The organism is Streptomyces sp. C1-1 (assembly GCF_050214755.1).
In the GTDB taxonomy this organism is placed as follows: Bacteria; Actinomycetota; Actinomycetes; order Streptomycetales; family Streptomycetaceae; genus Streptomyces.
In genome coordinates this window covers 6,534,854-6,560,928 of the sequence record NZ_CP189826.1, presented here as the reverse complement: position 1 = coordinate 6,560,928, position 26,075 = coordinate 6,534,854, and the positions used below count along the sequence as shown (strand labels likewise).

Below are 26,075 nucleotides of genomic sequence, written 5' to 3'. Positions count from 1 at the left end.
CTCGTCCTCCTAGGTACGGCACGCACGCCACAAGGGCGGCCTGGCGGTTTCCAGGGTACGCCGGGGGACTGACAACGCCGTAGGACTTTTCGGCGGCCCGTCTTCCGCACCGGGGCGCGGTGTTCAGGCCTGGCGGAACCCGATGGTCGGCACCGCCCGCCGCAGCGGCCACGGCCGCGCCGCCTCCTCCGGGATCAGGTGCTCCAGGAAGGCGTACCGGCGCAGGGCGGCGGGGTCCTGTCCCTCCACCGACTGCACCTTGCGCCACCATGCCGCGATCTCCGACCATCCCGGCGCCGACAGCGACCCGCCGAACTCCTGCACGGACAGGGCCGCCGTGAGTCCCGCGAAGGCCAGCCGGTCGGCGAGCGGCCAGCCCGCGAGGGTGCCGGTGACGAACCCGGCGACGAACACGTCCCCCGCGCCGGTGGGGTCCATGGCCTCCACGTCGATGGCGGGCACCTCGGCGCTCTCGCCGGTGCGCCGGTCGACGGCGTACGCGCCTTCCGCCCCGAGGGTGACGACGGCGATCGGCACGTGTTCGGTGAGGGCGTGGGCGGCGGCCCGGGGGCAGCCGGCGCCCGTGTACCGCATCGCCTCCTCGGCGTTCGGCAGGAAGGCCTCGCAGTGCTCCAGGTCGGCCAGTCCCGCCAGGTCCCAGGCGCCGGTGTCGTCCCAGCCGACGTCGCCGAAGACCCGGGTGCCGAGCGCGGCGGCCTGGGCGATCCAGGGCGCCCGGCGGCCCGGAGTGAGGGAGGCGACGGCGGCACGCGCACGGGGCGGTCGGCCGGGGGCGCCCTCTGGGATGAGCACGGCGTCCGGGGGCGGCTCGTGGCCGTGGGAGACCATCGTGCGCTCGCCCTCGTACGCCATGGAGACGGTGACCGGGGAGTGCCAGCCGGGGACGGTGCAGGAGGGGGAGAGGTCGATGCCCTCGCCCTGCTCCAGGGCGTCCCAGCAGTACTCGCCGTAGTGGTCGTCGCCGAAGGCGGCCGCGAGGGAGGTCCGCAGGCCGAGGCGGGCGAGCGCGGTGGCCATGTTGGCGACCCCGCCGGGGCTCGACCCCATCCCGCGCGCCCAGGACTCGGTCCCGCGCACCGGGGCGGAGTCGAGCCCGGTGAAGATGATGTCCAGGAAGACGGTGCCGGTCAGGTACACGTCCCAGGGCGGGTCGTCCGGCACCCGCAGGGCGGCCAGGGGGTCGACCCGGGCCTGGCACTGCGGTCCCTCGGTGATGGGTGACGGTCCCTTTCCGTTGGGCGCGATCACGGGCACTCCCCTGGCATGGTGCGGTTCAGGCCAAGTGTGCACCACATCACCCGTGACCGGCCGCCGCTCCCGCCCCGCCCGTCGCGTCCCGCCGGGTCCGCCTACCAGCGCGGTACGGCCGGTGTCTCCCACCCGGGGTCGGCGACCCGCATCGCCGCCGCGTCGTCGCGGTCCCGCAGCGAACCGTCGTCGTCCAGCCACCGCCGGTGCAGGAAGCGCAACTTGTCGGGGTCGACCTCGACGCCGAGACCGGGTGCGTCGGAGACCTTCACGGCGCCGTCGTCGAAGGTCAGCCGCTCGGTGAGCACGTCCTCCGACTGCCAGGGGTAGTGGGAGTCGCAGGCGTGGTGGAGGCCGGGGACGGTCGCGGCCACGTGCGTCATCGCGGCCAGGCTGACGCCCAGGTGGGTGTTGGAGTGCATGGAGACTCCGACGCCGAACGTCCGGCAGATCGCGGCGAGTTGCTGGGTGTTGCGCAGCCCGCCCCAGTAGTGGTGGTCGGAGAGGACGACCTGGACGGCGTCCTTGGCGAACGCCTCCCTGATCTCGGCGAAGGTCGTCACGCACATGTTGGTGGCGAGCGGCACGTCGGTGCCGGCGGCGACCTCGGCCATGGCGGCGGTGCCGAGCGCCGGGTCCTCCAGGTACTCCAGGACGTCGCCCAGTTCCTTCGCCACCTTCAGCGAAGTCGCGACCGACCAGGCGCCGTTGGGGTCCAGACGCAGGGGGTGGCCGGGGAAGGCCGCGGCCAGCGCCCGTACGGCGGCGATCTCCTCGTCCGGCGGGAAGACCCCGCCCTTGAGCTTGAACGAGGTGAACCCGTACCGCTCCTTGAACCGCCGCGCCTGCTCCACGACTCCGGCCGGGTCGACCGCGGCCCCCCAGTCGTCCTGCTCGCAGGTAACGCCCTCGGGATGGCCGGCCCACTTGTAGAACAGGTAGGCGCTGTACTCGACGGTGTCCCGCACCTTGCCGCCGAGCAGGGCGTGCACGGGCAGCCCGAGCGCCTTGCCGAGGGCGTCCAGGCAGGCGACCTCGAAGCCGGAGGCGACGGACAGCCGCAGTTTGTCGGCGGTCTGCACACCGCGCAGCCCGCCGACGTCGACCTGCCCGGAGACCCGGGCGTCGTCCACGGCGACCTCGTCGGCGATGGTGAGCAGGCCGTTCAGGTCGCTGACCGGCCGGCCCACGAGCCTTTCCGCGAAGGGCCGCGCCGGCTCCAGGTACTTGGTGTCGCCGTAGGTCTCGCCGACTCCCGTGACCCCGTCGGCCGTGACCACCTCCACGATCAGCCGCGGGGTGTACGGCTGGTGCACGCCCTGCGTGTTGAGCAGCGGGGGGTCGGCGACCAGGATCGGGGTCAGCCGGACGTCGGTGATCGTGAGGTTCACAGGGTCGCTCCTACGAGGTCGAGTCCGGAGGCGAGCAGGGTCTCGAGGTCGGCGAGGTCGGCGGGTGAGGGGTCGGTGAGCGGGGCGCGGACGGGGCCGACGGGACGGCCGCGGAGCCGGGCCGCAGCCTTGACCAGGGACACGGCGTACCCCGGTACGCGGTCGCGGAGTTCGACGAGCGGGACGTAGAAGTCGCGCAGCAGCCGCTCCACGCCCTTGTCGTCGCCCGAGCGCAGGGCGGTGAAGAAGGCGTTCGCGATCTCGGGGGCGAAGGCGTGGACGGCGGAGGAGTAGGCGGGGACGCCGACGGTGGCGTAGGCGCGGGCCTGGATCTCGGCGGTGGCGGCGCCGTTGAAGAACAGGAAGCCCTCGGGGGCGGCGAGGGTGAGGCGCTGAAGGCGGTCGAGGTCGCTGTGGCCGTCCTTGAGGCCGATGACGTGGGGGATGTCCGCGATCCGCCGCAGCGCGGCCGGTGTGTAGGTGACCTGGCCGCGCTGGTAGGCGATGAGCGGGAGCCGGGTGCGGGCGGCGAGCCGCTCCAGCTGGGCGACGAGGCCGTCCTGCGGGGCGGCGACGAGGTAGTGCGGGAGCACCAGCAACGCGTCCGCGCCGGCCTCCTCGGCGATGCGGGCGAATCGGGCGGCCTGCGCCCAGCCGTAACCGACTCCGGCGACGACGGGCACCTTCCCGCCCGCCTCCTCGACGGCGATCGTCACGACCTGCCGGTACTCCTCCTCGTCCAGCGAGAAGAACTCGCCGGTGCCGCAGGCGGGGAAGACGGCGCCGGGCGCGGTGGCGAGCTGGGCCGCGACATGGGCGCGGAAGCCGTCGGGGTCGAGGGAGCCGTCGTCATGGAAGGAGGTGAGAGGGAAGGAGAGCACCCCGCTCGCCATGCCGTGCCGCAGCCTCCGCGCAGTCGTTTCCGTCTCGCCCGTCACGCTGTCTCCCCATATAGATGACATCTATGTATGAAGACAGAGCCTAGATATGCGAACGACGCCCGTCAACGGGAGCACACCGGCGGACTACCATCGCCCCATGTCGGAGACAGGCGGGGGCGTGCGCGAGGTGAAGTCCGCGGCACGGACGGTCGAGCTGCTGGAACTGCTCGCCGCGCGCGGCGACCGGCCGGCGCGGCTGCAGGAGCTGGCCGAGGCGCTCCAGGTGCCGCGCAGCTCCATGTACGCCCTGCTGCAGACGCTGATCAGCCGCGGCTGGGTGCGCACGGACGTCACCGGCTCCCTCTACGGCATCGGCATCCACGCCCTGCTGACCGGCACCAGCTATCTGGACTCCGACCCGCGCGTGCGGGCCGTACGGCCGTACCTGGACGAGGCGTCGGAGGCGCTGGGCGAGACGATCCACCTGGGGCGCCTGGACGGCCGGGACGTGGCCTATCTGGCCACCCGCGAGTCGCACGAGTACCTGCGGACGATCAGCCGCGTCGGCCGCCGCCTCCCGGCACACGTGGGCGCCCTGGGCAAGGCGCTGCTGGCCGAACGCCCCGACGACGACCTGCCCGAGGGCCCCTACGAGGCCCTCACCCCCAACACCCGGACCACCAGGGAGTCGCTGGCCGCCGATCTCGCCGAGGTGCGCGCCCGCGGCTACGCGATCGACCGCGAGGAGGGCGTCCTCGGCATCGTCGGCTTCGGCTTCGCGCTGCGCTACGAGACACCGGCGCAGGACGCGGTCAGCTGCTCGGTGCCGGTGGCCCGGCTGACCCCCGGGCACGAGGAACGGATCGTGGCGGTGATGCGGGAGATCAGGGCCAAGATCGAGGCGACCGCACCGGGCGCGGGGGGCTCGGCGCACTGGCGTTGAGGCCCTGAGCGAGGCCCTCTTCTACCCGGCCTCCCCCACCCCAAACAGAACGTGCGCCACATCACACCCCCGCCCCTTCTTCCGCAACCGCGTGCTTGATACAACTTGCTCGCGCGTTCCTGTCCGTCGACGGCCTGCGCCCAACCCCCTTCTCGCACCGCTCCTTTCGCATGCCCTGGGAACGCCCGTGTTCGCCCCCCGCACCATCGCCTGGCCCCTCGTCGCCCTTTTCACGGCCGGGTACCTCGCTCCCTACCTGCTGCCCACCACCGTGGGCCGCCTGGACTCGGGACTGCCGCTGACCACCACCCAGGCGGGCGCCCTCGGCAGCGCGCTGCTGCTGAGCTCGGCGTCGGCCGGGTTCGTCCTGGCCTCACGGGTGGAGCGGATCGGCGCCCGCACCCTGGCCCGCGTCGGCCTGACCCTGGCCGTCCTCGGCTACGGCACCGCCGCGCTGACCGACAGCGTCCCCGCGGTCGTCATCGGCGCCCTGATCGGCGGCCTCGGCTCCGGCACGGCCACGACGGTCGCCGCCACGGGCATCGCCGCCATGGGGGCGCCCCCGCGCGAGGGCGTTCGAGCGTGGGGGACCGACCCCCACCGCACGACCACCCTCGGCCTGCTCGGTGTCTCCGCCCTCGCGGGCGCCGTCTATCTGACGGTCCCCCACCTCGGTCCGGGCCACGGGCAGCCGCCGGCCGCGATCGCCCTCACCGCCCTGGCCGTCTGGCCGCTCACCGGCCGCCTCCCGGTCCGTACGGCGACCGCGCACAGCCCCCTGGACGGCACCCGCCTCCCCCACCGCCGCTCCGGCACGGTCCTGGCCGCCGCCATGCTCTGCTGGTCCCTCGCCCAGAACGCCCTGTGGGGCGTCAGCGGCCGGATCGGCCTGGCCCAGGCCCATCTGACGGAGGCCACCGTCGGCGCGGTCTTCGCGGTGGCGCTCGGCGCCGGGCTGCTGGGTGTGACGGTCGCGGGCGCGGTCGGACCCCGGTTCGGGCGGGCCGTGCCGGTCGGCGGCGGCACGGCCGTCATCGCGGGCTGCATCGTGCTGAGCGCGTCCGCCGCCGACCTGATGTCGTTCGCGGCCGGCGAGATCGCCTGGAACCTGCTCTACCCGGTCGTCCTGTCGTACGTCATCGGCCTCGCCGCCTCCCTCGACCCGCGCGGCCGCTGGGCGGTCCTGGTCGGCTCGGCGTCCTCACTGGGCACGGCGGCGGGCCCCCTGACGGGAAGTGTGCTGGCCGAGCGGGCCGGCTACCCGGTGATGGGGGTCGTCCTGGCGGTGGGGCTGCTCGTGATCGCCGTCCCCATGACCGCCGTCGCCCTGCGCGCGGGCCGGTGGGCACCGGTCGCGCCCCGCGGCGGAGCCGCATACCAGCACAGCCCCGCGCCCCTTGCGGGGCGCGAGACACTGCCGGACATCACCAGGGCCGCCTAGAACTCGTACGCCTCCACCTCGGCGAGGTACCGGGCCCGGCGCTCCTCGTCGTCCTCCAGGAAGGAGGCGAGGAAGGAGTTGCGGGCCAGCTCGCGCAGCCGGTCCTCCGACAGCCCCAGGGTCTGCCGCACCGCGTCGAAGTTGTCGCCCGCGTAGCCGCCGAAGTAGGCCGGGTCGTCGGAGTTGACCGTGCACATCAGACCCGCGTCCAGCATGGCCGGGAGGGGGTGGTCGGCCAGGGTGCCGACGGTGCGCAGACGGACGTTCGACAGGGGGCACAGGGTCAGCGGCACGCGGTCCCGGACCAGCCGGGCGACCAGGACCGGGTCCTCCATGCAGCGCAGGCCGTGGTCGACACGCTCGACGCCGAGCACGTCCAGCGCCTCGGTGACGTACTCCGGCGGCCCCTCCTCGCCCGCGTGCGCGACGCGCCGCAGCCCGAGGCCGGCGGCGGCCTCGTACACCTCGCGGAACTTCACGGGCGGGTGGCCGACCTCGGCCGAGTCCAGACCGACGCCGGTGATCCGGTCCAGGTAGGGCTTGGCGGCCAGAAGGGTCTCGAGGGCCGACTCGGCGGACTCGTCGCGCAGGAAGCAGAGGATCAGCCGGGTCGATATGCCGTGCCTCGCCTCGCTGCTCCCCAGCGCCCGCCACAGCCCCTCCACCACCGTGCCCATGTCCATGCCCCGCGCCAGGTGGGCCTGCGGGTCGAAGAAGATCTCCGCGTGCCGCACGCCCTGCGCGGCGGCCCGGGCGAGGTAGGCGTTCGCCAGGTCCTCGAAGTCCCGCTCGGTGCGCAGGACGGTCATGAGCTCGTAGTACAGGTTCAGGAAGGACTGGAGGTCGTCGAAGTCGTACGCCTTGCGCAGTGCGTCCGTGTCCGCGTACGGCAGCACGACGCCGTTGCGGGCGGCCAGCTCGAAGGCCAGCTCCGGTTCCAGGGTGCCTTCGATGTGGAGGTGCAGTTCAGCTTTGGGGAGGGGCATCGCAGTATCGTACGGGCGTTTTACCGACGTTTCGGAACCGGTACCCGCAGAAGATCATGCGCGACGGTCAGCTCGCCCTCGAAGCCGGCCGCTCTCGCCTGCCGCTCGAACTCCTCGGGGTCGGTGTAACGCTGGCTGAAGTGCGTCAGCACCAGATGCCGCACGCCCGCGTCCCGGGCCACCGTCGCCGCCTGGCCGGCGGTCAGGTGACCGTGCTCCACCGCGAGGTGGGTGTCCTCGTCGAGGAAGGTCGACTCGATGACGAGCAGGTCACAGCCGTCGGCCAGCGCGTGCACGCCCTCGCACAGGCGGGTGTCCATGACGAACGCGAACCGCTGGCCGCGGCGGACCTCGCTGACGTCGTCGAGCGAGACGCCGTTCAGCGAGCCCTCGCGCTGCAGGCGGCCCACGTCCGGGCCCTTGATGCCGTGCGCGGCGAGGCGGTCGGGCAGCATGCGGCGGCCGTCGGGTTCGGTGAGGCGGTAGCCGTAGGCCTCCACGGGATGGGAGAGCCGGTGGGCGTCGAGGGTGTACGACGGGGTGGCGGCCAGGGGGCCGTCGCGGTCCACCGGCGCCTCGGTGAGGCCGACGGTCTCGCGGTAGGCCGTCGCGTACCGCAGGCGGTCGAAGAAGCGCTGCCCGGACTTCGGGTAGTGGGCGGTGATCTCGTGCGGGACCTTGTCGAGGTTGATCCGCTGGATGACGCCGGCCAGCCCCAGGGAGTGGTCGCCGTGGAAGTGGGTGACGCAGATGCGGTTCAGGTCGTGCGCGGCGACTCCGGCACGCAGCATCTGGCGCTGGGTGCCCTCGCCGGGATCGAAGAGGATGCCCTCGCCGTCCCAGCGGAGCAGATAGCCGTTGTGGTTGCGGTGCCTGGTCGGGACCTGGCTTGCGGTGCCGAGGACGACCAATTCGCGTACGGACACGGTGCTTCGACTAGCCGGGGGGCCACTGCAGGCCGCGGCCGCCGAGGACGTGCGCGTGCGCGTGGAAGACGGTCTGGCCGGCGCCGGGGCCGGTGTTGAAGACGACGCGGTAGCTGTCGAGCTTTTCCTCGTCGGCCACCTCCTTCGTCTCGCGCAGGACGTCGGCGGCGAGTTCCGGTGCGGCGGCGGCGAGTTCGGCCGCGTTGGGGTAGTGGGCCTTGGGGATCACCAGGACGTGGGTGGGTGCCTGGGGGTTGATGTCGCGGAAGGCGACGGTCGTCTCCGTCTCACGGACGATCGTCGCCGGGACGTGCCCTCCGATGATCTTGCAGAACAGGCAGTCGTCCTGCGGTTCCCCGGCCATACCGGTTCCTCCAGTTCGTTGATCGTCGACTCGGGCATCGTATCGCCGTCAGGTGGGCAGACCCGGCGGTGTTTTCGCGGGCTGTTCCTCCAGTGCCTCCAGCGCCAGGCGGATCGCCTCGTCCAGTTGGGTGTCGCGGCCGGCCGCGTAGTCCTGCGGGCGCTGTACGACCTCCACATCCGGATCGACGCCGTGGTTCTCCACGCCCCACTCGTAACCCTCCAGCCAGAACGCGTACTTCGGCTGGGTGACGAGCGTGCCGTCGACCAGGCGGTAGCGGCTGTCGATGCCGATGACCCCGCCCCAGGTACGGGTGCCCACGACCGGGCCGATGCCGAGGGCCTTGATGGCCGCGTTGACGATGTCGCCGTCGGAGCCGGAGAACTCGTTGGCGACGGCGACGACGGGCCCCCGGGGGGCGTCCTCCGGGTAGCTGTAGGGGCGCAGGCCGCGGGGAAGGTCCCAGCCGACGATCTTGCGGGCCAGCTTCTCGACGACGAGCTGGGAGGTGTGGCCGCCGCGGTTCTCGCGGACGTCGACGACCAGTCCCTCGCGGGCGACCTCGATCCGCAGGTCACGGTGGATCTGGGCCCAGCCGGGGGCCTGCATGTCGGGAACGTGCAGGTAGCCGAGGCGGCCGCCGGACTTCTCGTGGACGTAGGCGCGGCGGTCGCCGACCCAGGCGTGGTACCGGAGGGGTTCCTCGTCGGCGACGGGGACGACCACGGCGTGGCGGGGGTCGCCGCCGCCGGAGGGCAGCACGGTGAGTTCGACCGGCTTGCCCGCCGTGCCGACCAGGAGGGGGCCGGGGCCGGTCACCGGGTCGACCGGCCGGCCGGCCACCGCGACGATCGCGTCCCCGGGGCGTACGGCGACGCCGGGCGCGGCGAGCGGGGAACGCCCCTCGGGGTCGGAGGTCTCGGCGGGCAGGATGCGGTCGATGCGCCAGTTGCCGTCCTCGTGACGGGAGATGTCGGCGCCGAGGAGCCCCTGCCGCTCACCGTGACCGTGGCCGCCGCGCGGGGTGACGTAGGCGTGCGAGGTGCCGAGTTCGCCCTGCACCTCCCAGAGGAGGTCGACCAGGTCGTCGTGGGTGGCGACCCGGTCGAGGACGGGGCGGTAGCGGTCGAGTACGCCGGCCCAGTCGACGCCGCCGAGGTCGGGACGCCAGAAGTTGTCCCGCATGAGCCGGCCGGTCTCGTCGTACATCTGGCGCCACTCGGCGGCCGGGTCGACGGTCTGGCGGATGCGGGTGAGGTCGACGGTGATGTTGGTGTCGCTCTCGTCGTCGTTCGAGGCGCGCCGGTCGCTGGGGACGACCTTGAGTTTGCCGTCCGTCCACAGCAGGACGCGCTTGCCGTCGCCGCTGACGGCGAAGTGGTCGGCGTCGGAGGCCAGGTGCTCGATGCGCTGCTGGGCCAGGTCGTAGCGTTCGAGCCGGCTCTCGGGGTCGGGGTCGTCCGGGTTGGCCCGGGAGGCGCCGAGGACGCCGCGCACCGGGTGGCGCAGCCACAGCACGCCGTCCTTGGCGGCGCGCAGCGTGGAGTAGCGGGCGGCCTCGACCGGGAAGGGCACGATCCGGTCGGCGAGGCCTTCGAGGTCGACACGGGTGCTGGGGGCGCCCTCGCTGTCCGGGGTCTCGTCCTTGTCCGGCGCCTCGAAGGGGCGGCCGTGGCGCTGCGGGCCGAACGGGGACGGGGTGGTCGCCGCCAGGGTGATCAGGTGCGGGCGGGACCCGCCGACGAACGCCAGGTCGAAGACGTGCTCGTCGTAGACGGGGTCGAAGGAGCGCGCCGAGAGGAAGGCGAGGTGCTTGCCGTCCAGGGTGAAGGTGGGTGAGTAGTCCCGGAAGCGGAGCGGGGTCGCCTCGGTGACCGACAGGTCGGTGGTGTTGGCCAGCCGGAGCTGGCGCAGCGGCCGCGGCCCGGGGTGGGACCAGGCCAGCCAGCCGGAGTCGGGGGAGAACACCAGGCCGCTCACGTCGCCGTCGGCGCTGCGGTCGACCTCGCGGACCTCGCCGCTGTCCCGCTCGACGAGCAGGACGCGCCCGTCGTGGGTGGCGACCGCGACCCGGCTGCCGTCGGGGGCGACGGCGAGGCCGAGGACCCGGCCGAGCTGTCCGGCGGCCAGCCTGCGCGGGGTGGCTCCGGGCGCGGTGCCGGTGGCGGGCGCGAACTCCAGGGCGTCGTCGCCCTCGGCGTCGGTCACCCAGACGACGTGTTCCTCGCCGTCGGCGCGGAAGGTGCGCGGCAGCCGGGCGCGTACGCCCGGTTCGGCGGCGAGGGCGCGGGCGGGGCCGGAGCGGTGGGTGACCCAGTGGACCGAACCGCGGACGGCGACCGCGCTGCCGCGGGCGGTGTGGTCGGGGTGGGCGGAGCCGAACCAGCGGACGGTGTTGACCGGGAACGGCTGCAGGTCGACGCGGGGCCCGCCGAGCCGGACGTCGAGGCGGCGGGGCTCGGCGCCGTCGAGGTCGTCGAGGATCCACAGCTCACCGGCCGACATGTACACCAGCCGGGTGCCGTCGCCGGCCAGGTGGCGGGCGTAGAAGCCGTCGGTGGGGGTGTGCCGGCGCAGGTCGGAGCCGTCGGCGAGGGAGGAGTGGACGGCGCCGACGCCCTCGTGGTCGGAGAGGAAGGCGATGCGGTCGCCGCCCCAGACGGGGCTCTCCAGGTTGCCGTCCAGCTCCTCGTGCAGCCGTACGAACTCGCCGTCGCCCTCCCGGTCGATCCACAGCTTGCCCGCCGTACCGCCCCGGTAGCGCTTCCACCAGGCGGCCTCGCGGCCCATCGGCGCGGACAGCAGGACGGTGGCGGGACCGAAGGCGACGTCGCCGACGGGGCCGTGCGGGAGGGTGGTGGCCGGGCCGCCGTCCAGCGGGATCGCGCGGGCCCAGCTGCGGCGCAGGCTCGCCTGGCCGTAGGTGCTGATGGCGAGGACCTGGCCGTCCGGGGTCCAGCCGCGCACCTGGGTGCGCGAACTCCCCCAGTAAGTGAGGCGTTTGGCGGCGCCGCCGTCGACGGGGGCGACGTGCACCTCGGGGGCGCCGTCGCGGGCGGAGGTCCAGGCGACGGTGGCGCCGTCGGGCGAGATGCGGGGGTGGTCGACGGGGACGTTGTCGGCGCTGACCCGCCAGGCCCGGCCGCCGTCGAGGGGCGCGATCCACACGTCGTCCTCGGCGGTGAAGGCGATCAACTCGCCGTGCAGGTGCGGATGCCGGAGATACGCGGAGGCTGCGAGCTGAGTCACCCGATCACTCTAGGCAGCCGCACCGTCGCGGGACAGGGGTTTGGATCACTTGCCCTGGGCCGGCCAGCACTTCGGGTCGCCCTTGCACCAGATGGTCCGGGTGACGGTCACGGTGACGGTCGGCCCGGGCTGGTTGCCGTTGCCGTTGCCCGGGTTGTTCAGGATGGGTGACGGGGTGGACGTGCAGTTGCCGAGGCCGCTCACGTGGAACCACGTCTTGCCGCCGACCTTGGCGGTGAGATCGCCGCGCACACAGGCGCCGTCGACGGCGCGGGTGACCTTTCCGGTGACGGTGATCTCCTTGCCGTCCTTGGTCTGCCCCTGGCAGTCGACGTCGGCGACGGTGGTCTCGCTCGCCGAGGGCATCGAACTGCCGGACGTGGAGTTCTTGTTGTTGTTCCCGTAGTTGGCCGTGCAGCTGAGCCACTGGACGTCCACGTGCTGCCGCTTGAGCTCCGCGGTCGCCGTCTGGTCGGTCGTGTAGGCCACGGCCGCGGCGCTGAGCCCGGCCGGATCACAGGCCACGACCCCGCCGAAGGCCAGCAGGGCAAGCCCCGCCACAGCCGCCACCCGCCGTCCTCGCGGCCGCCGCCAGTTTCGCCTCAACGCCCCCATGGAGGGCAGCCTGCCACTGACCGCGGTCACGCGGTAGAGCGCATACGGCCACGAAAGCGCCCCGTGCGCCCCCTTGCCACCGGGAGCCGGTCCTACGCGACCGGTGTCACGACCAGCGGCCGGTGCGGCCGAGGAGCAGGGCGGTGGCCGCGGTGCCGGCGGTCGAGGTGCGCAGCACGCTGCGCCCGAGCCGGTACGCCTTCGCACCCGCCTCCTCGAAGAGCGCCAACTCCTCCGGGGAGACGCCCCCTTCGGGCCCGACGACCAGCACGATCTCTCCCTGGGCGGGGAGTTCGGCGGTCGCCAGCGGCTCGCTGCCGTAGTCCCGGTCCTCGTGCAGGACGGCGGCGAGGTCGGCTTTGGCGAGAAGTGCGGCAACCTGCTTGCTGGTCGCCGCGTCCGCGACCTCCGGGAAGCGCAGCCGGCGGGACTGCTTGCCGGCCTCGCGGGCGGTGGCCCGCCACTTGGCGAGCGCCTTCAGTCCCCGCTCGCCCTTCCACTGGGTGATGCAACGGGCGGCCGACCAGGGGACGATGGCGTCCACTCCGGTCTCGGTCATCGTCTCGACGGCCAGTTCACCGCGGTCGCCCTTGGGCAGGGCCTGGACGACGGTGATCCGCGGGGACGGTTCGGGTTCCACCGGGAACTCGAGGGGCTCGACGACCAGACGGTCCTTCCCGGAGACGCTGAGGACGACTCCTGCCGCCCCACGGCCCCTGCCGTCGGTCAGCACCACGTCCTCGCCGGCCTGCATCCGCTTCACCGACACCGCGTGCCGTCCCTCGGGACCCTCCACCTCGACGACCGAGCCGGGGCCCACGCCCTCCAGCGACTCGACGACGAACACCGGCGCGGTCATCGCAGCCCTCCCTTGTCCGACAACGCTGTCCGGGCCGCGTCGAGTTCGGCGGCCAGGACCTCCACCAGCTGCCCGGCGGGCATCTCGCGCGCCATGCGGTGGCCCTGCCCGGCCCACAGCGCCATGCCCTGCGCGTCCGCGCCCGCGGCGGCCTTCTTGCGCAGCGGCGCGGTGAGGTGGTGGACGTCGGGGTAGGCGGCGGGCGCGTACGGGCCGTGCTCGCGCAGGAAGCGGTTGACCAGGCCGCGGGCGGGGCGGCCGGAGAAGGCCCGGGTCAGCTCCGTACGCACGAACAGCGGGTTGGTCAGGGCCTGCTTGTGGACGGCGGCCGCACCGGACTCGGGGGTGGCGAGGAACGCGGTGCCGAGCTGTGCCGCGGTCGCGCCCGCCGCGAGGACGGCGGCGATCTGGCTGCCCCGCATGATGCCGCCGGCGGCGACGATCGGCAGGCTCACGGTCTCGCGTACCTGGGCGACGAGGGAGAGCAGGCCGATGCCGGAGCCGTCGTTCTCGGGGAGGTCGCGGTGGGTGCCCTGGTGGCCGCCGGCCTCCACGCCCTGCGCGATCACCGCGTCGGCGCCGGCCCGCTCGACGGCGAGGGCCTCCTCCGCGGTGGTCGCGGTGACGAGGGTGTAGGTGCCGAGGCGGTGCAGCGAGTCGACGACCTCCGGGCTCGGCACGCCGAAGTGGAACGAGACCACCGGCACCGGGTTGTCGAGCAGCACGGCGAGCTTGGCGTCGTAGCCGTCGTCACGGCCACTGTCGGGGTCGCCCAGCTCGGTCTCGTACCAGGCGGCCTCACCGGCCAGCTGGTGGGCGTATACCTCGACGGCGGACCGGTCGGTGTGGTCGGCCTGCGGCATGAAGAGGTTGACGCCGAAGGGACGCTTGGTCAGTCCGCGGAGCTGCTTGATCTCCTGGTACATGCCGTCGGCGGTCTTGTACCCGGCGGCCAGGAACCCCAGCCCGCCGGCCTCGGACACGGCCTGGGCGAGATGCGGTACGGAAACGCCACCCGCCATGGGGGCCTGCACGATCGGGTGAGGGAAGAGATCGGTCAGCGCGGAGGACATGCCCGCATGTTGTCACGTCCCCCGAACAAGTCCGAATCGGGTCGTCCCCGTCACCTGGGTGACGGGGACGACTGCGCCTCAGCGACCGTTGAACGCGTCCTTCAGGCGCGAGAACAGGCCCTGCTGACCCGGCTGGAACTGGCCCTGGGGGCGTTCCTCACCACGCAGCTTCGCCAGCTCGCGCAGCAACCGCTCCTGCTCGGGGTCGAGCTTCGTCGGGGTCTGGACCTCGACGTGGACGATGAGGTCGCCCCGGCCGCCGCCGCGCAGATGTGTGACGCCCCGGCCGTGCAGCGGGATCGACTGGCCGGACTGGGTGCCGGGCCGGATGTCGACCTCCTCCATGCCGTCCAGCGTCTCCAGCGGCACCTTGGTGCCGAGGGACGCCGCCGTCATCGGGATCGTCACCGTGCAGTGCAGGTCGTCGCCGCGCCGCTGGAACGTCGAGTGCGGGAGCTCGTGGATCTCCACGTACAGGTCACCGGCCGGGCCACCGCCCGGACCGACCTCGCCCTCGCCCGCGAGCTGGATGCGGGTGCCGTTGTCCACACCGGCGGGGATCTTGACCGTCAGCGTGCGACGCGAGCGGATGCGGCCGTCGCCAGCGCACTCCGGGCACGGCGTCGGCACGACCGTGCCGAAGCCCTGGCACTGCGGGCAGGGCCGCGAGGTCATGACCTGGCCCAGGAAGGACCGGGTCACCTGCGAGACCTCACCGCGGCCGCGGCACATGTCGCACGTCTGCGCGGAGGTGCCGGGGGCCGCCCCCTCGCCGTTGCAGGTGTTGCAGACGATGGCCGTGTCGACCTGGATGTCCTTGGTCGTGCCGAAGGCCGCCTCGTCCAGCTCGATCTCCAGCCGGATCATCGCGTCCTGGCCGCGCCGGGTGCGCGAGCGCGGACCGCGCTGGGACGCCGTGCCGAAGAACGCGTCCATGATGTCCGAGAAGTTCCCGAAGCCGCCGGCGCCGAAGCCGCCCGCGCCGCCGCCCGCCTGCGAGAGCGGGTCGCCGCCGAGGTCGTAGACCTGCTTCTTCTGCGGGTCCGAGAGCACCTCGTAAGCGGCGTTGATCTCCTTGAACCGCTCCTGGGTCTTCGGATCGGGGTTGACGTCCGGGTGCAGCTCGCGTGCGAGCCGCCGGAAGGCCTTCTTGATCTCTTCCTGCGACGCGTCGCGGCGCACGCCGAGAACGGCGTAGTAGTCCGTGGCCACTTACGACTCCGCCAGGATCTGTCCGACGTACCGTGCCACTGCGCGTACCGCTCCCATCGTTCCCGGGTAATCCATGCGGGTCGGTCCGACCACGCCGAGTTTGGCGACTGCCTCGCCGCCCGAACCGTAGCCGACCGAGACCACGGACGTGGAGTTGAGTCCCTCGTAGGCGTTCTCATGACCGATGCGTACGGTCATGCCCGAATCTCCGGCCTCGCCAAGCAACTTGAGGAGCACGACCTGCTCCTCCAGCGCCTCGAGCACGGGCCGGATGGTGAGGGGGAAGTCATGTCCGAAACGGGTCAGATTGGCGGTTCCGCCGATCATCAGCCGCTCCTCGTTCTCCTCGACGAGGGTTTCGAGGAGGGTGGAGAGCACTGTCGAGACCGTGCCCCGGTCCTCCACGTCGAAACCCTCGGGCAGGTCCTCGACCAGCCGCGGCACGTCCGTGAACCGGCGTCCCGCGACCCGGCTGTTCAGCCGCGCCCGCAGATCCGCGAGCGAGGCCTCCCCGAAGGGCGCCGGGCAGTCGACCATTCGCTGCTCCACCCGCCCGGTGTCCGTGATCAGCACGAGCATCACGCGCGCGGGGGCGAGCGAGAGCAGCTCCACGTGCCGCACGGTCGAGCGGGTCAGCGACGGATACTGCACGACGGCGACCTGCCGCGTCAGCTGCGCGAGCAGCCGCACGGTGCGGGCGACCACGTCGTCCAGGTCGACGGCGCCGTCGAGGAAGTTCTGAATCGCGCGCCTCTCGGGCGCGGTCATCGGCTTGACGCCGGCGAGCTTGTCGACGAACAGGCGGTAGCCCTTGTCGGTGGGGATGCGCCCGGCGCTGGTGTGCGGCTGGGCGATGTACCCCTCGTCCTCCAGGGCCGCCATGTCGTTGCGGACCGTGGCCGGGGAGACGCCGAGGTTGTGCCGCTCGGTCAGGGCCTTGGACCCGACCGGCTCCTCGGTGCCGACATAGTCCTGGACGATGGCGCGCAGTACCTGAAGCCGTCGTTCACTCAGCATCGCGCACACCTCCCGATGTCGACCCCTGGTGCTTGGCCTGGCACTCTGTCCGTCCGAGTGCCAGCACTCCCCGGCCCAGTGTACGGCGGTCGGGTACCGCCGGGGCAAGGTCGGTCCCGTCCCCGGGGCTCCTCCGGCTAGCGTCGCGGTATGACGGTGACTTGGGAAGAGCTCGGGTGGGAGCGGGTGGCGGCCGGGGTCGGGCGGTGCCGGCTGCCCGGCTGGGACTGCACGGCGGGGCTGGTCGTCGGGGACGGCACGGCCCTGGTGATCGACGCGGGGTCGAGCCTCGCGGAGGGCGCGCTGCTGCGGTCCCAGGCCGGGGAACTGGCCGGACATCGTGTGACCCATCTCGCGCTGACCCACCCGCATTTCGACCATGTCCTCGGTGCGGCGGCGTTCGCGGGCGCGGAGGTGTACGGCGCGGTGGGCGTGGACGCGCTGCTCGGCGCCCGGCACGCGCGCGAGGCGCTGCGCGAGGACGCGGTGCGCAACGGGCTGGACGCGCGCGCGGCCGACGAGGCGGTGGACTCCCTGGTCCCGCCCCGCCATCACGTCTGCGGCGAGTGGACCCTGGACCTGGGCGGCGGCCGGCAGGTGCTGCTGGCGAACGTGGGGCCCGGACACACCGCGCACGACCTCGCCGTCCTGGTGCCCGGCTCCCCCGAGGTCGTCTTCTGCGGCGATCTGGTCGAGGAGTCCGGCGAGCCGCAGGCGGGCCCCGACGCCGTACCCTCCCACTGGCCCGCCGCCCTCGACCGCCTGCTCGACCTGGGCGGCGGGGACGCCTTGTACGTGCCCGGTCACGGAGCGGTGGTGGACGCGGCGTTCGTCCGGGCGCAACGGGACGCGCTGGCGGCACGTTTCGGCGTGTCGCGATGATCGCCGGGGTGCTTCTCCTATCGTCATGCGAATGCGCCAGTACTCGCCGGACCTGACCCCGCCGTGGAAGAAGCCCGAGCCCGTCGTCGAGGTCCCGGCGGAGCCCGGTCTGGTGGTCGAGGAGGCGGGTACCGGTTTCTGCGGCGCGGTGATCCGCTGCGAGGCGGGCGCGGTCACTCTGGAGGACCGGTTCGGCAAGCACCGGGTGTTCCCGATGGAGCCGCGCGGGTTCCTGCTGGAGGGCCGGGTGGTGACGCTCGTCCGCCCCGCCGGCGCCGCTCCGGTACGGCCCACGCGTACGGCGTCCGGCTCGGTCGCCGTCCCCGGCGCACGCGCGCGCGTGGCCCGCGCCGGGCGGATCTACGTCGAGGGCCGGCACGACGCCGAACTGGTGGAGAAGGTCTGGGGCGACGACCTGCGGATCGAGGGCGTGGTCGTGGAGTACCTGGAGGGCGTCGACGACCTGCCGTCGATCGTGGCCGAGTTCGCGCCGGGCCCGGACGCCCGGCTGGGCGTCCTGGTGGACCATCTGGTGCCGGGCACCAAGGAGTGGCGGATCGCCCAGGAGGTGACCAGCGAGCACGCGCTGGTCGTCGGGCATCCCTACATCGACATCTGGGAGGCGGTGAAGCCGTCGTCCCTGGGCATCGAGGCGTGGCCGCGCGTCCCGCACGGCCAGGACTGGAAGACCGGGGTGTGCCGGGCGCTGGGCTGGCCGTCGGAGAACACGGGTGCCGTGTGGCAGGCGATCCTGAAGCGGGTGGGTTCCTACAAGGACCTGGAGCCTGAGCTGCTCGGCCGCGTGGAGGAACTGATCGACTTCGTCACCGCTCCGGAGTGAGCCGGGCGGCGGTCAGTCGACCAGGTCCCTGACCACCGCGTCCGCCAGCAGCCGCCCCCGCAGGGTCAGCACGGCCCGGCCCTCCTCGTACGGGTCCTGCCGCAGCAGTCCGTCGGTCAGGGCCCGGCGCGCCGCCGCCAGCCCGGCCGGCTTCAGCAGCTCCAGGGGCACGCCGTCGCGCAGGCGCAGCTCCAGCAGGACGCGCTCCACCCGCCGGTCCTCCTCCGACAGCACCTCGCGGCCGGCCCCCGGGGACTTCCCCGCCGCCAGGGCCGCCGCGTAGGCGCCGGGGTGCTTCACGTTCCACCAGCGCACCCCGCCGACGTGCGAGTGCGCTCCGGGGCCCGCGCCCCACCAGTCGGCGCCGCGCCAGTACAGCTCGTTGTGCAGGCAGCGGGCGTCGGGAGCGGTCGCCCAGTTGGAGACCTCGTACCAGTCGAAGCCGGCGCCCGACAGGATGTCCTCCGCGATCAGGTACCGGTCCGCGTGGACGTCGTCGTCGGTCATCGGGATCTCGCCGCGCCGGATCCGGCGGGCCAGCTGCGTGCCCTCCTCGACGATCAGCGCGTACGCCGACACATGGTCCGGGCCCGCGCCGATCGCCGCCTCCAGCGAGGCCCGCCAGTCGTCGTCCGACTCGCCCGGGGTGCCGTAGATCAGGTCCAGGTTGACGTGCTCGAAGCCCGCCGCCCTCGCCTCGGCCACGCACGCCTCGGGGCGGCCGGGCGTGTGGGTGCGGTCCAGGACCTTCAGCACGTGCTGCCGCGCGCTCTGCATGCCGAAGGAGATCCGGTTGAAGCCGCCCTCGCGGAGGGCGGCGAGGTAGGCGGGGTCGACCGACTCGGGGTTCGCCTCCGTGGTGACCTCGGCGTCCGCCGCGAGTCCGAACTCGTCGCGGATCGCACCGAGCATCCGTACGAGGTCGCCGGCGGCCAGCAGCGTCGGGGTGCCGCCGCCGACGAAGACCGTGCGGACCTGCCGCGGGTCGTCGCCCAGGACCTTGCGGGCCAGGCGGATCTCGTCGATCAGGGTGTCCGCGTAGTTGTCGCGGGAGGCCAGGACACCGCCCGTGCCGCGCAGCTCGGTGGCGGTGTAGGTGTTGAAGTCGCAGTACCCGCAGCGGGTCGCGCAGTACGGGACGTGCAGGTAGAAGCCGAGGGGTCGGGCGGCGGCCCCGGCGAGTGCGGACGCGGGCAGTGCGCCGTCGGCGGGGACCGGCTCGCCGTCGGGGAGTGCGGAAGGCATGCCCTCCATTGTCCCGTACCGGCGCGGCTGCTCACTCCGCCTGCAGCACCAGCAGCGCCAGGTCGTCCTCGGGCGGCCGGCCGCCGAACTCGTGCACCAGGCGTCTGATGCGCTCCGCGATCAGCTGGGCGCTCAGGCCGGCGCAGCCGGCCAGCGCGGTGGCGAGGCCGTCGGCGTCGTCGAACTGGGCGGAGCCTGAGCGGCGCTCGGTGACGCCGTCGGTGACGCACAGGAGGCTGTCGCCGGGGCGCAGGGCGAAGCTCTCGCTGCTGTACGTCTCGTCCTCGACGACGCCGAGGAGGGTCTGCGGGCGGGCGGCCGTGCGGACGTCCCCGTCGGCTCCGAGCAGCAGGGGCAGCGGGTGGCCGGCCGAGGCGAGGGTGCAGCGGACTCCGCCGTCGAAGGGGGTCAGCTCGCCGTAGAGGAGGGACAGGAAGCGGGTCTGCGGGCCGTCGGCGGGGCCGACCGGCTGGACCAGGGCCCGGGCCGCCGCGTCCGCGGCCTCCGTCGCGTCGTCGAGGAGGAGCCGGTTGAGGCGGTCGAGGACGCCGGCGACGCCGTAGCCCTCGCGGGCCAGCAGCCGCAGCCAGGGGCGGGCGAGGCCGATGACGACGGCCGCCTCGGGGCCCTTGCCCTGGACGTCCCCGACGGCGAAGCACCAGCGGCCGTCGCCGGCCGGGAAGAGGTCGTAGAAGTCGCCGCTGGGGCCGCCCTTGTCGCACGGCTCGTAGACGAGGGCGCTGCGCACGCCGGGGATCTCGGCGACGGCGGCGGGCAGCAGGCCGCGCTGCAGGACCTTGCTGATGGTGGCCTGGCGGGCGTACTGGCGGGCCGCGCCGATGGCGAGGGCCACCCGGCGGCTGAGGTCCTCGACGAGCCCGGTGACCTCGTCGGGGAAGCGCAGGAGCCCGGCGCGGCCGATGACGAGGGTGCCGAGCGGGCGGCCGCCGGCGATCAGGCGGTAGGCGAGCGCCGCGCCGTGGGCGTCGCGCGGGTCGAGCGCCTCGGCCGGCCAGGGGTGGGCGACGGGCCCCGACTGCAGGGCTCCCGGCGGGGGCGGCGGGTCCTTCTCCAGCACCCGGCGCAGCTCCTCGATGCGGTTCTCGCTGCCGTGCCAGACACGGGCCAGCCGCGGTCCGGTGCCGCCGCTTCCATGGGGCGGCGGACCGGTGTCGAGGGTCTCCCAGCGGCCCATCACCTCGTCCTCCAGCCATACGGCGCACCAGTCGGCGAGCCGCGGCACGATCAGCTGTCCGGTGAGCGCGGCGACCAGGTTCTCGTCGAGCTGCCCGGCGAGCAGGTCGGAGGCCTCGGCGAGGAAGGACAGGGCGCCCCGGTTGAGCCAGTCCGCGTCGCGTTCGGCCCGCAGCGACTCGGGGGCGAGGAAGCGGGCGACGTCGAGGCCGTACTCCACCGCGCCGCCCGCGGTCTCGTCGGCGGCCGCGCCCTCCTCGGCCGGCAGCCGCGCCCACACCGTCTTGGCGCCCCTGCTGTAGGTGACGCCCCAGGACTCGGCGAGCTCGGCGACCAGGCGCAGTCCGCGGCCGTACTCGTGCGTCCCGCGCGAGGGCTCCGCGTCCGTGCCGCGGGGCGGCCGGGAGGGGTGGTGGTCGCGGACCTCGACGAGCAGGGTGCCGGCGGTCTCCTCCAGCCGGCAGGTCACGTGGACGTCGGTGCCGGCGTGCACGACGGCGTTGGTGACGAGCTCGCTGACGACGAGCAGCGCGTCCTCGGCGAGCCGGCCGGTGAGGCGGTCGGCGCCGGGCAGTTCGGCGTCCGCCCACCGGGCGAAGGCGGCGCGCAGGAGCGAGCGGGCGGATCCGGGCGCGACGGAGCTCCCGGGCAGGGTGGCGTGCGCCCGCGCACTCGTGTCCGCGCGCGCTTCCCCGTGCGCGGGCGCGTCGAGGGCACGGGCAGCGGTCTTCCGTTGGATCGGAACGGCCCCCATGTCCAGCTCCCCGAGCAGTTCGGACGAATACGCCTCGGTCGATGCGGACAGAGTGACAGACTGACCACGCCCATAAGCGCCGAGTTACCGAAGTGGGCCGCCATGAGTGAGAACAGTGCTATGCGTACGCTCGAAGACGGACAAAAACCGGAACAAGTCCGAGCATCGGAGCTACGCCCGCTGCTCGCGGCGATGACGGCGGCCCGGGACGGCGACTTCACGAAGGTGCCCGAGACGGGGCACGGCATGGTGGCCGAACTGACCGCCGTCTTCAACCAGATCGCCGACCGGAACATGCACTTCAACCGCGAGGTGCAGCGGGTCAAGCGGGAGCTGGTGCGGCACGGGCGGCTCGACGAGCGGCTGTCGGCGAGCCCGGGGCAGGGCGCCTGGGCGGCCCGGGTCACCGATGTCAACCAGCTGCTGGACGCCCTGGTGGCCCCGGCGGCGAACGCGACCCGGGTGCTGGACGCGGTGGCCGGGGGCGATCTGACGCAGCGGGTCGATCTGCACGACGGCAACCGTCAGCTCAGGGGTGACCTGCGGCGGCTGGGCCGGGCCGTGAACAAGATGGTCGACCAGCTGTCGCTGTTCACCGGCGAGGTGACCCGGGTCGCGCGCGAGGTGGGCACGGAGGGGCGGCTCGGCGGGCGGGCCAAGGTGCAGGGTCTGTCCGGGAGTTGGCGCGACGTGACCGAGGCGGTCAACACGATGGCCGCCCGGCTGACCGCTCAGGTGCGGGACATCGCCCTGGTGACGACGGCGGTGGCGCGCGGCGACCTGACCCGTACGGTCACGGTCGAGGCGACCGGTGAGCTGCTGGAACTGAAGCTCACCGTGAACACGATGGTCGACCAGCTCTCCGCCTTCGCCGACGAGGTCACCCGCGTCGCCCGCGAGGTGGGGACGGAGGGCCAGCTGGGCGGCCGGGCCCAGGTGCGCGGCGTCTCCGGGGTCTGGAAGGACCTCACCGACAACGTCAACTTCATGGCGTCGAACCTGACGTCGCAGGTCCGCAACATCGCCCAGGTCACCACGGCCGTCGCCAACGGCGATCTGTCGCAGAAGATCACCGTCGACGCGCAGGGCGAGATCCTGGAGCTGAAGTCGACGATCAACACGATGGTGGACCAGCTCTCCGCCTTCGCCGACGAGGTGACGAGGGTCGCCCGCGAGGTCGGCACCGAGGGCAACCTCGGCGGCCGGGCCCAGGTGCGCGGCGTCTCGGGGGTCTGGAAGGACCTCACCGACAACGTCAACTTCATGGCGGACAACCTGACGTCGCAGGTCCGCAACATCGCCCTGGTGTCGACGGCGGTCGCCCAGGGCGACCTCGGCAAGAAGATCACGGTGGAGGCGAAGGGCGAGATCCTGGAGCTGAAGTCGACGATCAACACGATGGTGGACCAGCTCTCCGCCTTCGCCGACGAGGTCACCCGCGTCGCCCGCGAGGTCGGCACCGAGGGCAACCTCGGCGGCCAGGCGCAGGTACGGGGCGTCTCCGGGGTCTGGAAGGACCTCACCGACAACGTCAACTTCATGGCGCTGAACCTGACGTCGCAGGTGCGCAACATCGCACAGGTGACGACAGCCGTGGCCAACGGCGACCTGTCGAAGAAGATCACCGTCGACGCCCGCGGCGAGATCCTGGAACTGAAGGACACCGTCAACACGATGGTGGAACAGCTGCGCGCCTTCGCCGACGAGGTCACCCGCGTCGCCCGCGAGGTCGGAACGGACGGCCGGCTGGGCGGACGCGCCCAGGTGCTGGGCGTGTCCGGCGTCTGGCGGGATCTGACCGACAACGTCAACTACATGGCGGACAACCTCACTTCGCAGGTCCGCAACATCGCGCAGGTGACGACAGCCGTGGCCAACGGCGACCTGTCGAAGAAGATCGACGTGGACGCCCGCGGCGAGATCCTGGAACTGAAGACCGCCATCAACACCATGGTCGACACGCTGTCGTCCTTCTCGTCGGAGGTCACCCGCGTCGCCCGCGAGGTCGGCTCGGAGGGCCAACTCGGCGGCCAGGCCCGGGTGGAGGGCGTGTACGGCACCTGGAAGCGCCTGACGACCAACGTGAACGAACTGGCGTCGAACCTGACCACCCAGGTCCGCGCGATCGCCGAAGTGGCCTCCGCGGTGGCGCAGGGCGACATGTCCCGCTCGATCACGGTGGAGACCCAGGGCGAGGTCGCCGAGCTCAAGGACAACATCAACCTGATGGTGGCCAACCTCCGCGAGACGACCCGCGCCAAGGACTGGCTGGAGTCCAACCTGGCCCGCCTCGCGGCCCTGATGCAGGGCCACCGCGACCTGATGGAGGTCGCCGACCTGATCCTGCGGGAGCTGACACCGCTGGTGAACGCCCAGTACGGGGCGTTCTTCCTGGCCGACCCGGACGAGGACGGAGCCTCCATCCGCACCACCGTCCCCGCGAAGGGGCTGGCGTTCATCGCGGGCTACGGCTCGGCACAGGGGGCGACCGTCGAGACCGGCGGGCTGCCGGTGCACGGCCTGGTCCGCCAGGCGGCCCGCGAGAAGAAGCGGATCCTGGTCGAGGAGGCCCCACCGGACTACATCAAGATCAACAGCGGACTCGGCGAGGCGGCCCCGACCAGTGTCGTGATCATCCCGATCCTCTTCGAGGACAAGCTCCTCGGCGTGATCGAACTCGCCTCGTTCTCCCGCTTCTCCGACGTCCATCTGGCCTTCTTCGACCAGTTCGTGAACACCATCGGCGTCGCGATCAACACCATCATCGCCAACTCCCGCACCGAGTCCCTGCTCGGCGAGTCCCAGCGCCTGGCGATGCAGCTGCAGGAGCGGTCCGACGAACTGCAGAAGCAGCAGGCCGAGTTGCAGCGCTCGAACGCCGAACTGGAGGAGAAGGCGGCCCTGCTGGCCACCAGCTCGCAGTACAAGTCGGAGTTCCTGGCGAACATGTCGCACGAACTGCGGACGCCGCTGAACTCCCTGCTGATCCTGGCCCGCCTGCTGTCGGACAACCCCGACGGCCATCTGTCGGACCAGGAGGTGCAGTTCGCGACGACGATCCACCGCTCCGGCTCCGACCTGCTGCAACTGATCAACGACATCCTGGACCTGTCGAAGATCGAGGCCGGCCGGATGGACGTACGCCCGAAGAAGCTGCCGCTCATCAAGCTCCTCGACTACGTCCACGCCACCTTCCGCCCGCTCACCCTGGACCGCGGGCTCGCCTTCGAGGTGGCGGTCGGCGAGGACGTGCCGCGCGAGATGTACTCGGACGAGCAGCGCCTGCAGCAGATCCTGCGCAACCTGCTCTCCAACGCGATCAAGTTCACCGCGACCGGCCGGGTGGAGCTGCGGGTCAACAGGGTGCAGGACCCCGAGCACCGCTACGTCCAGGGCAGCGACCAGGTGATCGCCTTCGCCGTCTCCGACACCGGCATCGGCATCGCGCCGGAGAAACTCCCGGTGATCTTCGAGGCGTTCCAGCAGGCCGACGGCACCACCAACCGCAAGTACGGCGGCACCGGCCTCGGCCTGTCCATCAGCCGGGAGATCGCGGGCCTGCTGGGCGGCCGGATCGTCGCCGAGAGCGAACCGGGCAAGGGCTCCACCTTCACGCTCTACGTCCCCGTCGTCAGCCCCGGCCACCCGGCGACCGGACCGGTCGCCGAGAACCGTCCGCTGCCGGTGCCCGAGCAGCTGTCGGCCGAGCCGCACACGGCCACGCACGACGTCGACGACTCCTGGCCCGCCCCCACCAAGCTGGAGGCCTGGAAGGCGGGCCGGGCCGGTCAGGTCCTGCCGGGACGGCGGGTGCTGATCGTGGACGACGACATCCGCAACGTCTTCGCCCTCACGCACGTCCTCGGCCGCGTCGGCATGCCGGTGCTGTACGCGGAGAACGGCCGCGAGGGCATCGAGACCCTGGAACGCAACCCGGACGTCGAGCTCGTCCTGATGGACATCATGATGCCGGAGATGGACGGCTACGAGACGATCTCCGCCATCCGCCGCGCCCCGCGCTGGACCGGCCTGCCGATCGTCGCGCTCACCGCGAAGGCGATGCCCGGCGACCGCGAGAAGTCCATCGCGCGGGGCGCGAACGACTACGTACCGAAGCCGGTGGACGTCGACCAGTTGCTGACCGTCGTCTGCGGTCTGCTGGATCCGGAGGGCGCGGGGGCCGCGGAACGGACGGACATCGAGGAGGCGGCGGCGACACCGACGCCCGAAAACGAATGAGGCACAGTCACCATGAGGCTTGAGGCAACGACCTACGAGCGCGCCAGCATCCTCCTCGTCGACGACATGGAGGACAACCTGATCGCACTGGAGGCCGTCCTGGGGTCCCTCAACGAGCCACTGGTACGGGCCCGTTCGGGCGAGGAGGCGATGAAGGCGCTGCTGCGGCAGCAGTTCGCCCTGGTCCTGCTCGACGTCCGGATGCCGGGCATGGACGGCTTCGAGACGGCCGCCAACATCAAACGGCTCGACCAGACCAAGGACGTCCCGATCATCTTCCTGACCGGCGCGGACGACGACTCCGGCTACGCCTTCCGCGGCTATGCCACCGGGGCGGCGGACTACCTGACCAAGCCGTTCGACCCCTGGGTGTTACGGGCCAAGGTCTCCGTCTTCCTGGACCTGCACCGCAAGAGCCAGCAACTGGAGCGGCTGCACGGAGAACTCAGCCGGCGGCTGGCGGAACTGGAGGAAGAGTTCACCGGAGAGCACCCCCCGGACCTGGAACGCCTGCGCGCACAGGTCCGGGAGCTACGCCACCTGGTACCCCACAATCACCCCGCGTGACGGTCTACGCCTCGCGGATACGGGGATGCGACCATCTACGCCTCGCGCGTACCCGCGTACATCTCGTCGATCAGGTGCTTGGCGCATCACCGCGGGGGGCGACCCCCGCACCCCCGGCAGAGGGCGC

The 26,075-nt window shown here is 72.6% G+C and carries 20 protein-coding genes; 6 read left to right on the top strand and 14 right to left on the bottom strand.

Annotated features, from left to right (window positions below; translation table 11 throughout):
• Positions 1-123: 123 nt before the first annotated feature.
• The 3 genes from ACQF4J_RS29875 to ACQF4J_RS29865 all read right to left on the bottom strand — a co-directional run bounded on the left by ACQF4J_RS29875 (position 124) and on the right by ACQF4J_RS29865 (position 3,622).
• The gene (locus ACQF4J_RS29875; RefSeq protein ID WP_427167195.1) at positions 124-1,269 is read right to left on the bottom strand and encodes a carbohydrate kinase family protein; all 1,146 of its coding nucleotides are present in this window, start codon (positions 1,267-1,269) and stop codon (positions 124-126) included.
• Between the two features lie 101 nt (positions 1,270-1,370).
• Entirely contained in the window at positions 1,371-2,660 is a 1,290-nt protein-coding gene (locus tag ACQF4J_RS29870) for a glucarate dehydratase family protein (RefSeq protein WP_427167194.1), read from the bottom strand.
• Positions 2,657-3,622, bottom strand: a complete 966-nt coding sequence (locus ACQF4J_RS29865) for a 5-dehydro-4-deoxyglucarate dehydratase (RefSeq protein WP_427167193.1) — start codon at positions 3,620-3,622, stop codon at positions 2,657-2,659. Before ACQF4J_RS29865 ends, ACQF4J_RS29870 begins: the two co-directional genes overlap by 4 nt.
• 76 nt (positions 3,623-3,698) lie before the next feature.
• On the opposite strand from ACQF4J_RS29865, the gene ACQF4J_RS29860 reads away from it, so the two are divergent.
• On the top strand, positions 3,699-4,484 hold the full coding sequence (locus ACQF4J_RS29860) for an IclR family transcriptional regulator (RefSeq protein ID WP_351801818.1): 786 nt from the start codon (positions 3,699-3,701) through the stop codon (positions 4,482-4,484).
• 187 nt (positions 4,485-4,671) lie between these two features.
• A complete protein-coding gene (locus tag ACQF4J_RS29855; protein WP_427167191.1) occupies positions 4,672-5,925 on the top strand; it encodes an MFS transporter in 1,254 nt (417 codons plus the stop codon).
• Here ACQF4J_RS29855 and ACQF4J_RS29850 read toward each other — a convergent pair.
• From ACQF4J_RS29850 to hrcA, 9 genes are all read right to left on the bottom strand, one after another.
• A complete protein-coding gene (locus tag ACQF4J_RS29850) occupies positions 5,922-6,911 on the bottom strand; it encodes an adenosine deaminase (RefSeq protein ID WP_351568512.1) in 990 nt (329 codons plus the stop codon). The genes ACQF4J_RS29855 and ACQF4J_RS29850 overlap by 4 nt on opposite strands.
• Before the next feature lie 20 nt (positions 6,912-6,931).
• The gene (locus ACQF4J_RS29845) at positions 6,932-7,837 is read right to left on the bottom strand and encodes a ribonuclease Z (protein ID WP_351801822.1); all 906 of its coding nucleotides are present in this window, start codon (positions 7,835-7,837) and stop codon (positions 6,932-6,934) included.
• A 10-nt stretch (positions 7,838-7,847) separates the two neighbouring features.
• Positions 7,848-8,201, bottom strand: a complete 354-nt coding sequence (locus ACQF4J_RS29840) for a histidine triad nucleotide-binding protein (protein ID WP_351568522.1) — start codon at positions 8,199-8,201, stop codon at positions 7,848-7,850.
• Between the two features lie 48 nt (positions 8,202-8,249).
• Complete coding sequence (locus ACQF4J_RS29835) at positions 8,250-11,450, bottom strand: S41 family peptidase (RefSeq protein WP_427167190.1); 3,201 nt, start codon at positions 11,448-11,450, stop codon at positions 8,250-8,252.
• A 45-nt stretch (positions 11,451-11,495) separates the two neighbouring features.
• Positions 11,496-12,065 carry a hypothetical protein gene (locus ACQF4J_RS29830; protein WP_427168639.1) on the bottom strand — a complete coding sequence of 190 codons (570 nt, stop codon included), beginning with the start codon at positions 12,063-12,065 and terminating at the stop codon, positions 11,496-11,498.
• A 106-nt stretch (positions 12,066-12,171) separates the two neighbouring features.
• The gene (locus ACQF4J_RS29825; RefSeq protein ID WP_351568534.1) at positions 12,172-12,924 is read right to left on the bottom strand and encodes a 16S rRNA (uracil(1498)-N(3))-methyltransferase; all 753 of its coding nucleotides are present in this window, start codon (positions 12,922-12,924) and stop codon (positions 12,172-12,174) included.
• Entirely contained in the window at positions 12,921-13,997 is a 1,077-nt protein-coding gene (locus ACQF4J_RS29820) for a nitronate monooxygenase (RefSeq protein WP_351568537.1), read from the bottom strand. Before ACQF4J_RS29820 ends, ACQF4J_RS29825 begins: the two co-directional genes overlap by 4 nt.
• Positions 13,998-14,075: 78 nt before the next feature.
• Positions 14,076-15,209 carry a molecular chaperone DnaJ gene (gene dnaJ, locus ACQF4J_RS29815; RefSeq protein ID WP_351568540.1) on the bottom strand — a complete coding sequence of 378 codons (1,134 nt, stop codon included), beginning with the start codon at positions 15,207-15,209 and terminating at the stop codon, positions 14,076-14,078.
• Entirely contained in the window at positions 15,210-16,226 is a 1,017-nt protein-coding gene (gene hrcA / locus ACQF4J_RS29810) for a heat-inducible transcriptional repressor HrcA (protein ID WP_142151899.1), read from the bottom strand.
• Between the two features lie 150 nt (positions 16,227-16,376).
• Here hrcA and ACQF4J_RS29805 point away from each other — a divergent pair, with 150 nt between their 5' ends.
• Both ACQF4J_RS29805 and ACQF4J_RS29800 read left to right on the top strand, forming a co-directional pair.
• Positions 16,377-17,108, top strand: a complete 732-nt coding sequence (locus ACQF4J_RS29805; RefSeq protein WP_351568546.1) for an MBL fold metallo-hydrolase — start codon at positions 16,377-16,379, stop codon at positions 17,106-17,108.
• Positions 17,109-17,139: 31 nt separating this feature from the next.
• Positions 17,140-17,949 carry a DUF3097 domain-containing protein gene (locus ACQF4J_RS29800; RefSeq protein WP_427167189.1) on the top strand — a complete coding sequence of 270 codons (810 nt, stop codon included), beginning with the start codon at positions 17,140-17,142 and terminating at the stop codon, positions 17,947-17,949.
• A gap of 12 nt (positions 17,950-17,961) precedes the next feature.
• On the opposite strand, the gene hemW is transcribed toward ACQF4J_RS29800, so the two are convergent.
• On the bottom strand, positions 17,962-19,194 hold the full coding sequence (gene hemW, locus ACQF4J_RS29795) for a radical SAM family heme chaperone HemW (RefSeq protein WP_351801824.1): 1,233 nt from the start codon (positions 19,192-19,194) through the stop codon (positions 17,962-17,964).
• A gap of 31 nt (positions 19,195-19,225) precedes the next feature.
• Positions 19,226-21,142 (bottom strand): ATP-binding SpoIIE family protein phosphatase, encoded by a 1,917-nt coding sequence (locus ACQF4J_RS29790; RefSeq protein ID WP_351568555.1) that lies wholly within the window; start codon positions 21,140-21,142, stop codon positions 19,226-19,228.
• A gap of 102 nt (positions 21,143-21,244) precedes the next feature.
• Here ACQF4J_RS29790 and ACQF4J_RS29785 point away from each other — a divergent pair, with 102 nt between their 5' ends.
• Entirely contained in the window at positions 21,245-25,381 is a 4,137-nt protein-coding gene (locus ACQF4J_RS29785) for a HAMP domain-containing protein (RefSeq protein ID WP_427167188.1), read from the top strand.
• Between the two features lie 12 nt (positions 25,382-25,393).
• Positions 25,394-25,948, top strand: coding sequence for a response regulator (locus tag ACQF4J_RS29780; RefSeq protein WP_351568561.1), 555 nt, complete (start codon positions 25,394-25,396; stop codon positions 25,946-25,948).
• Positions 25,949-26,075: the final 127 nt, after the last annotated feature.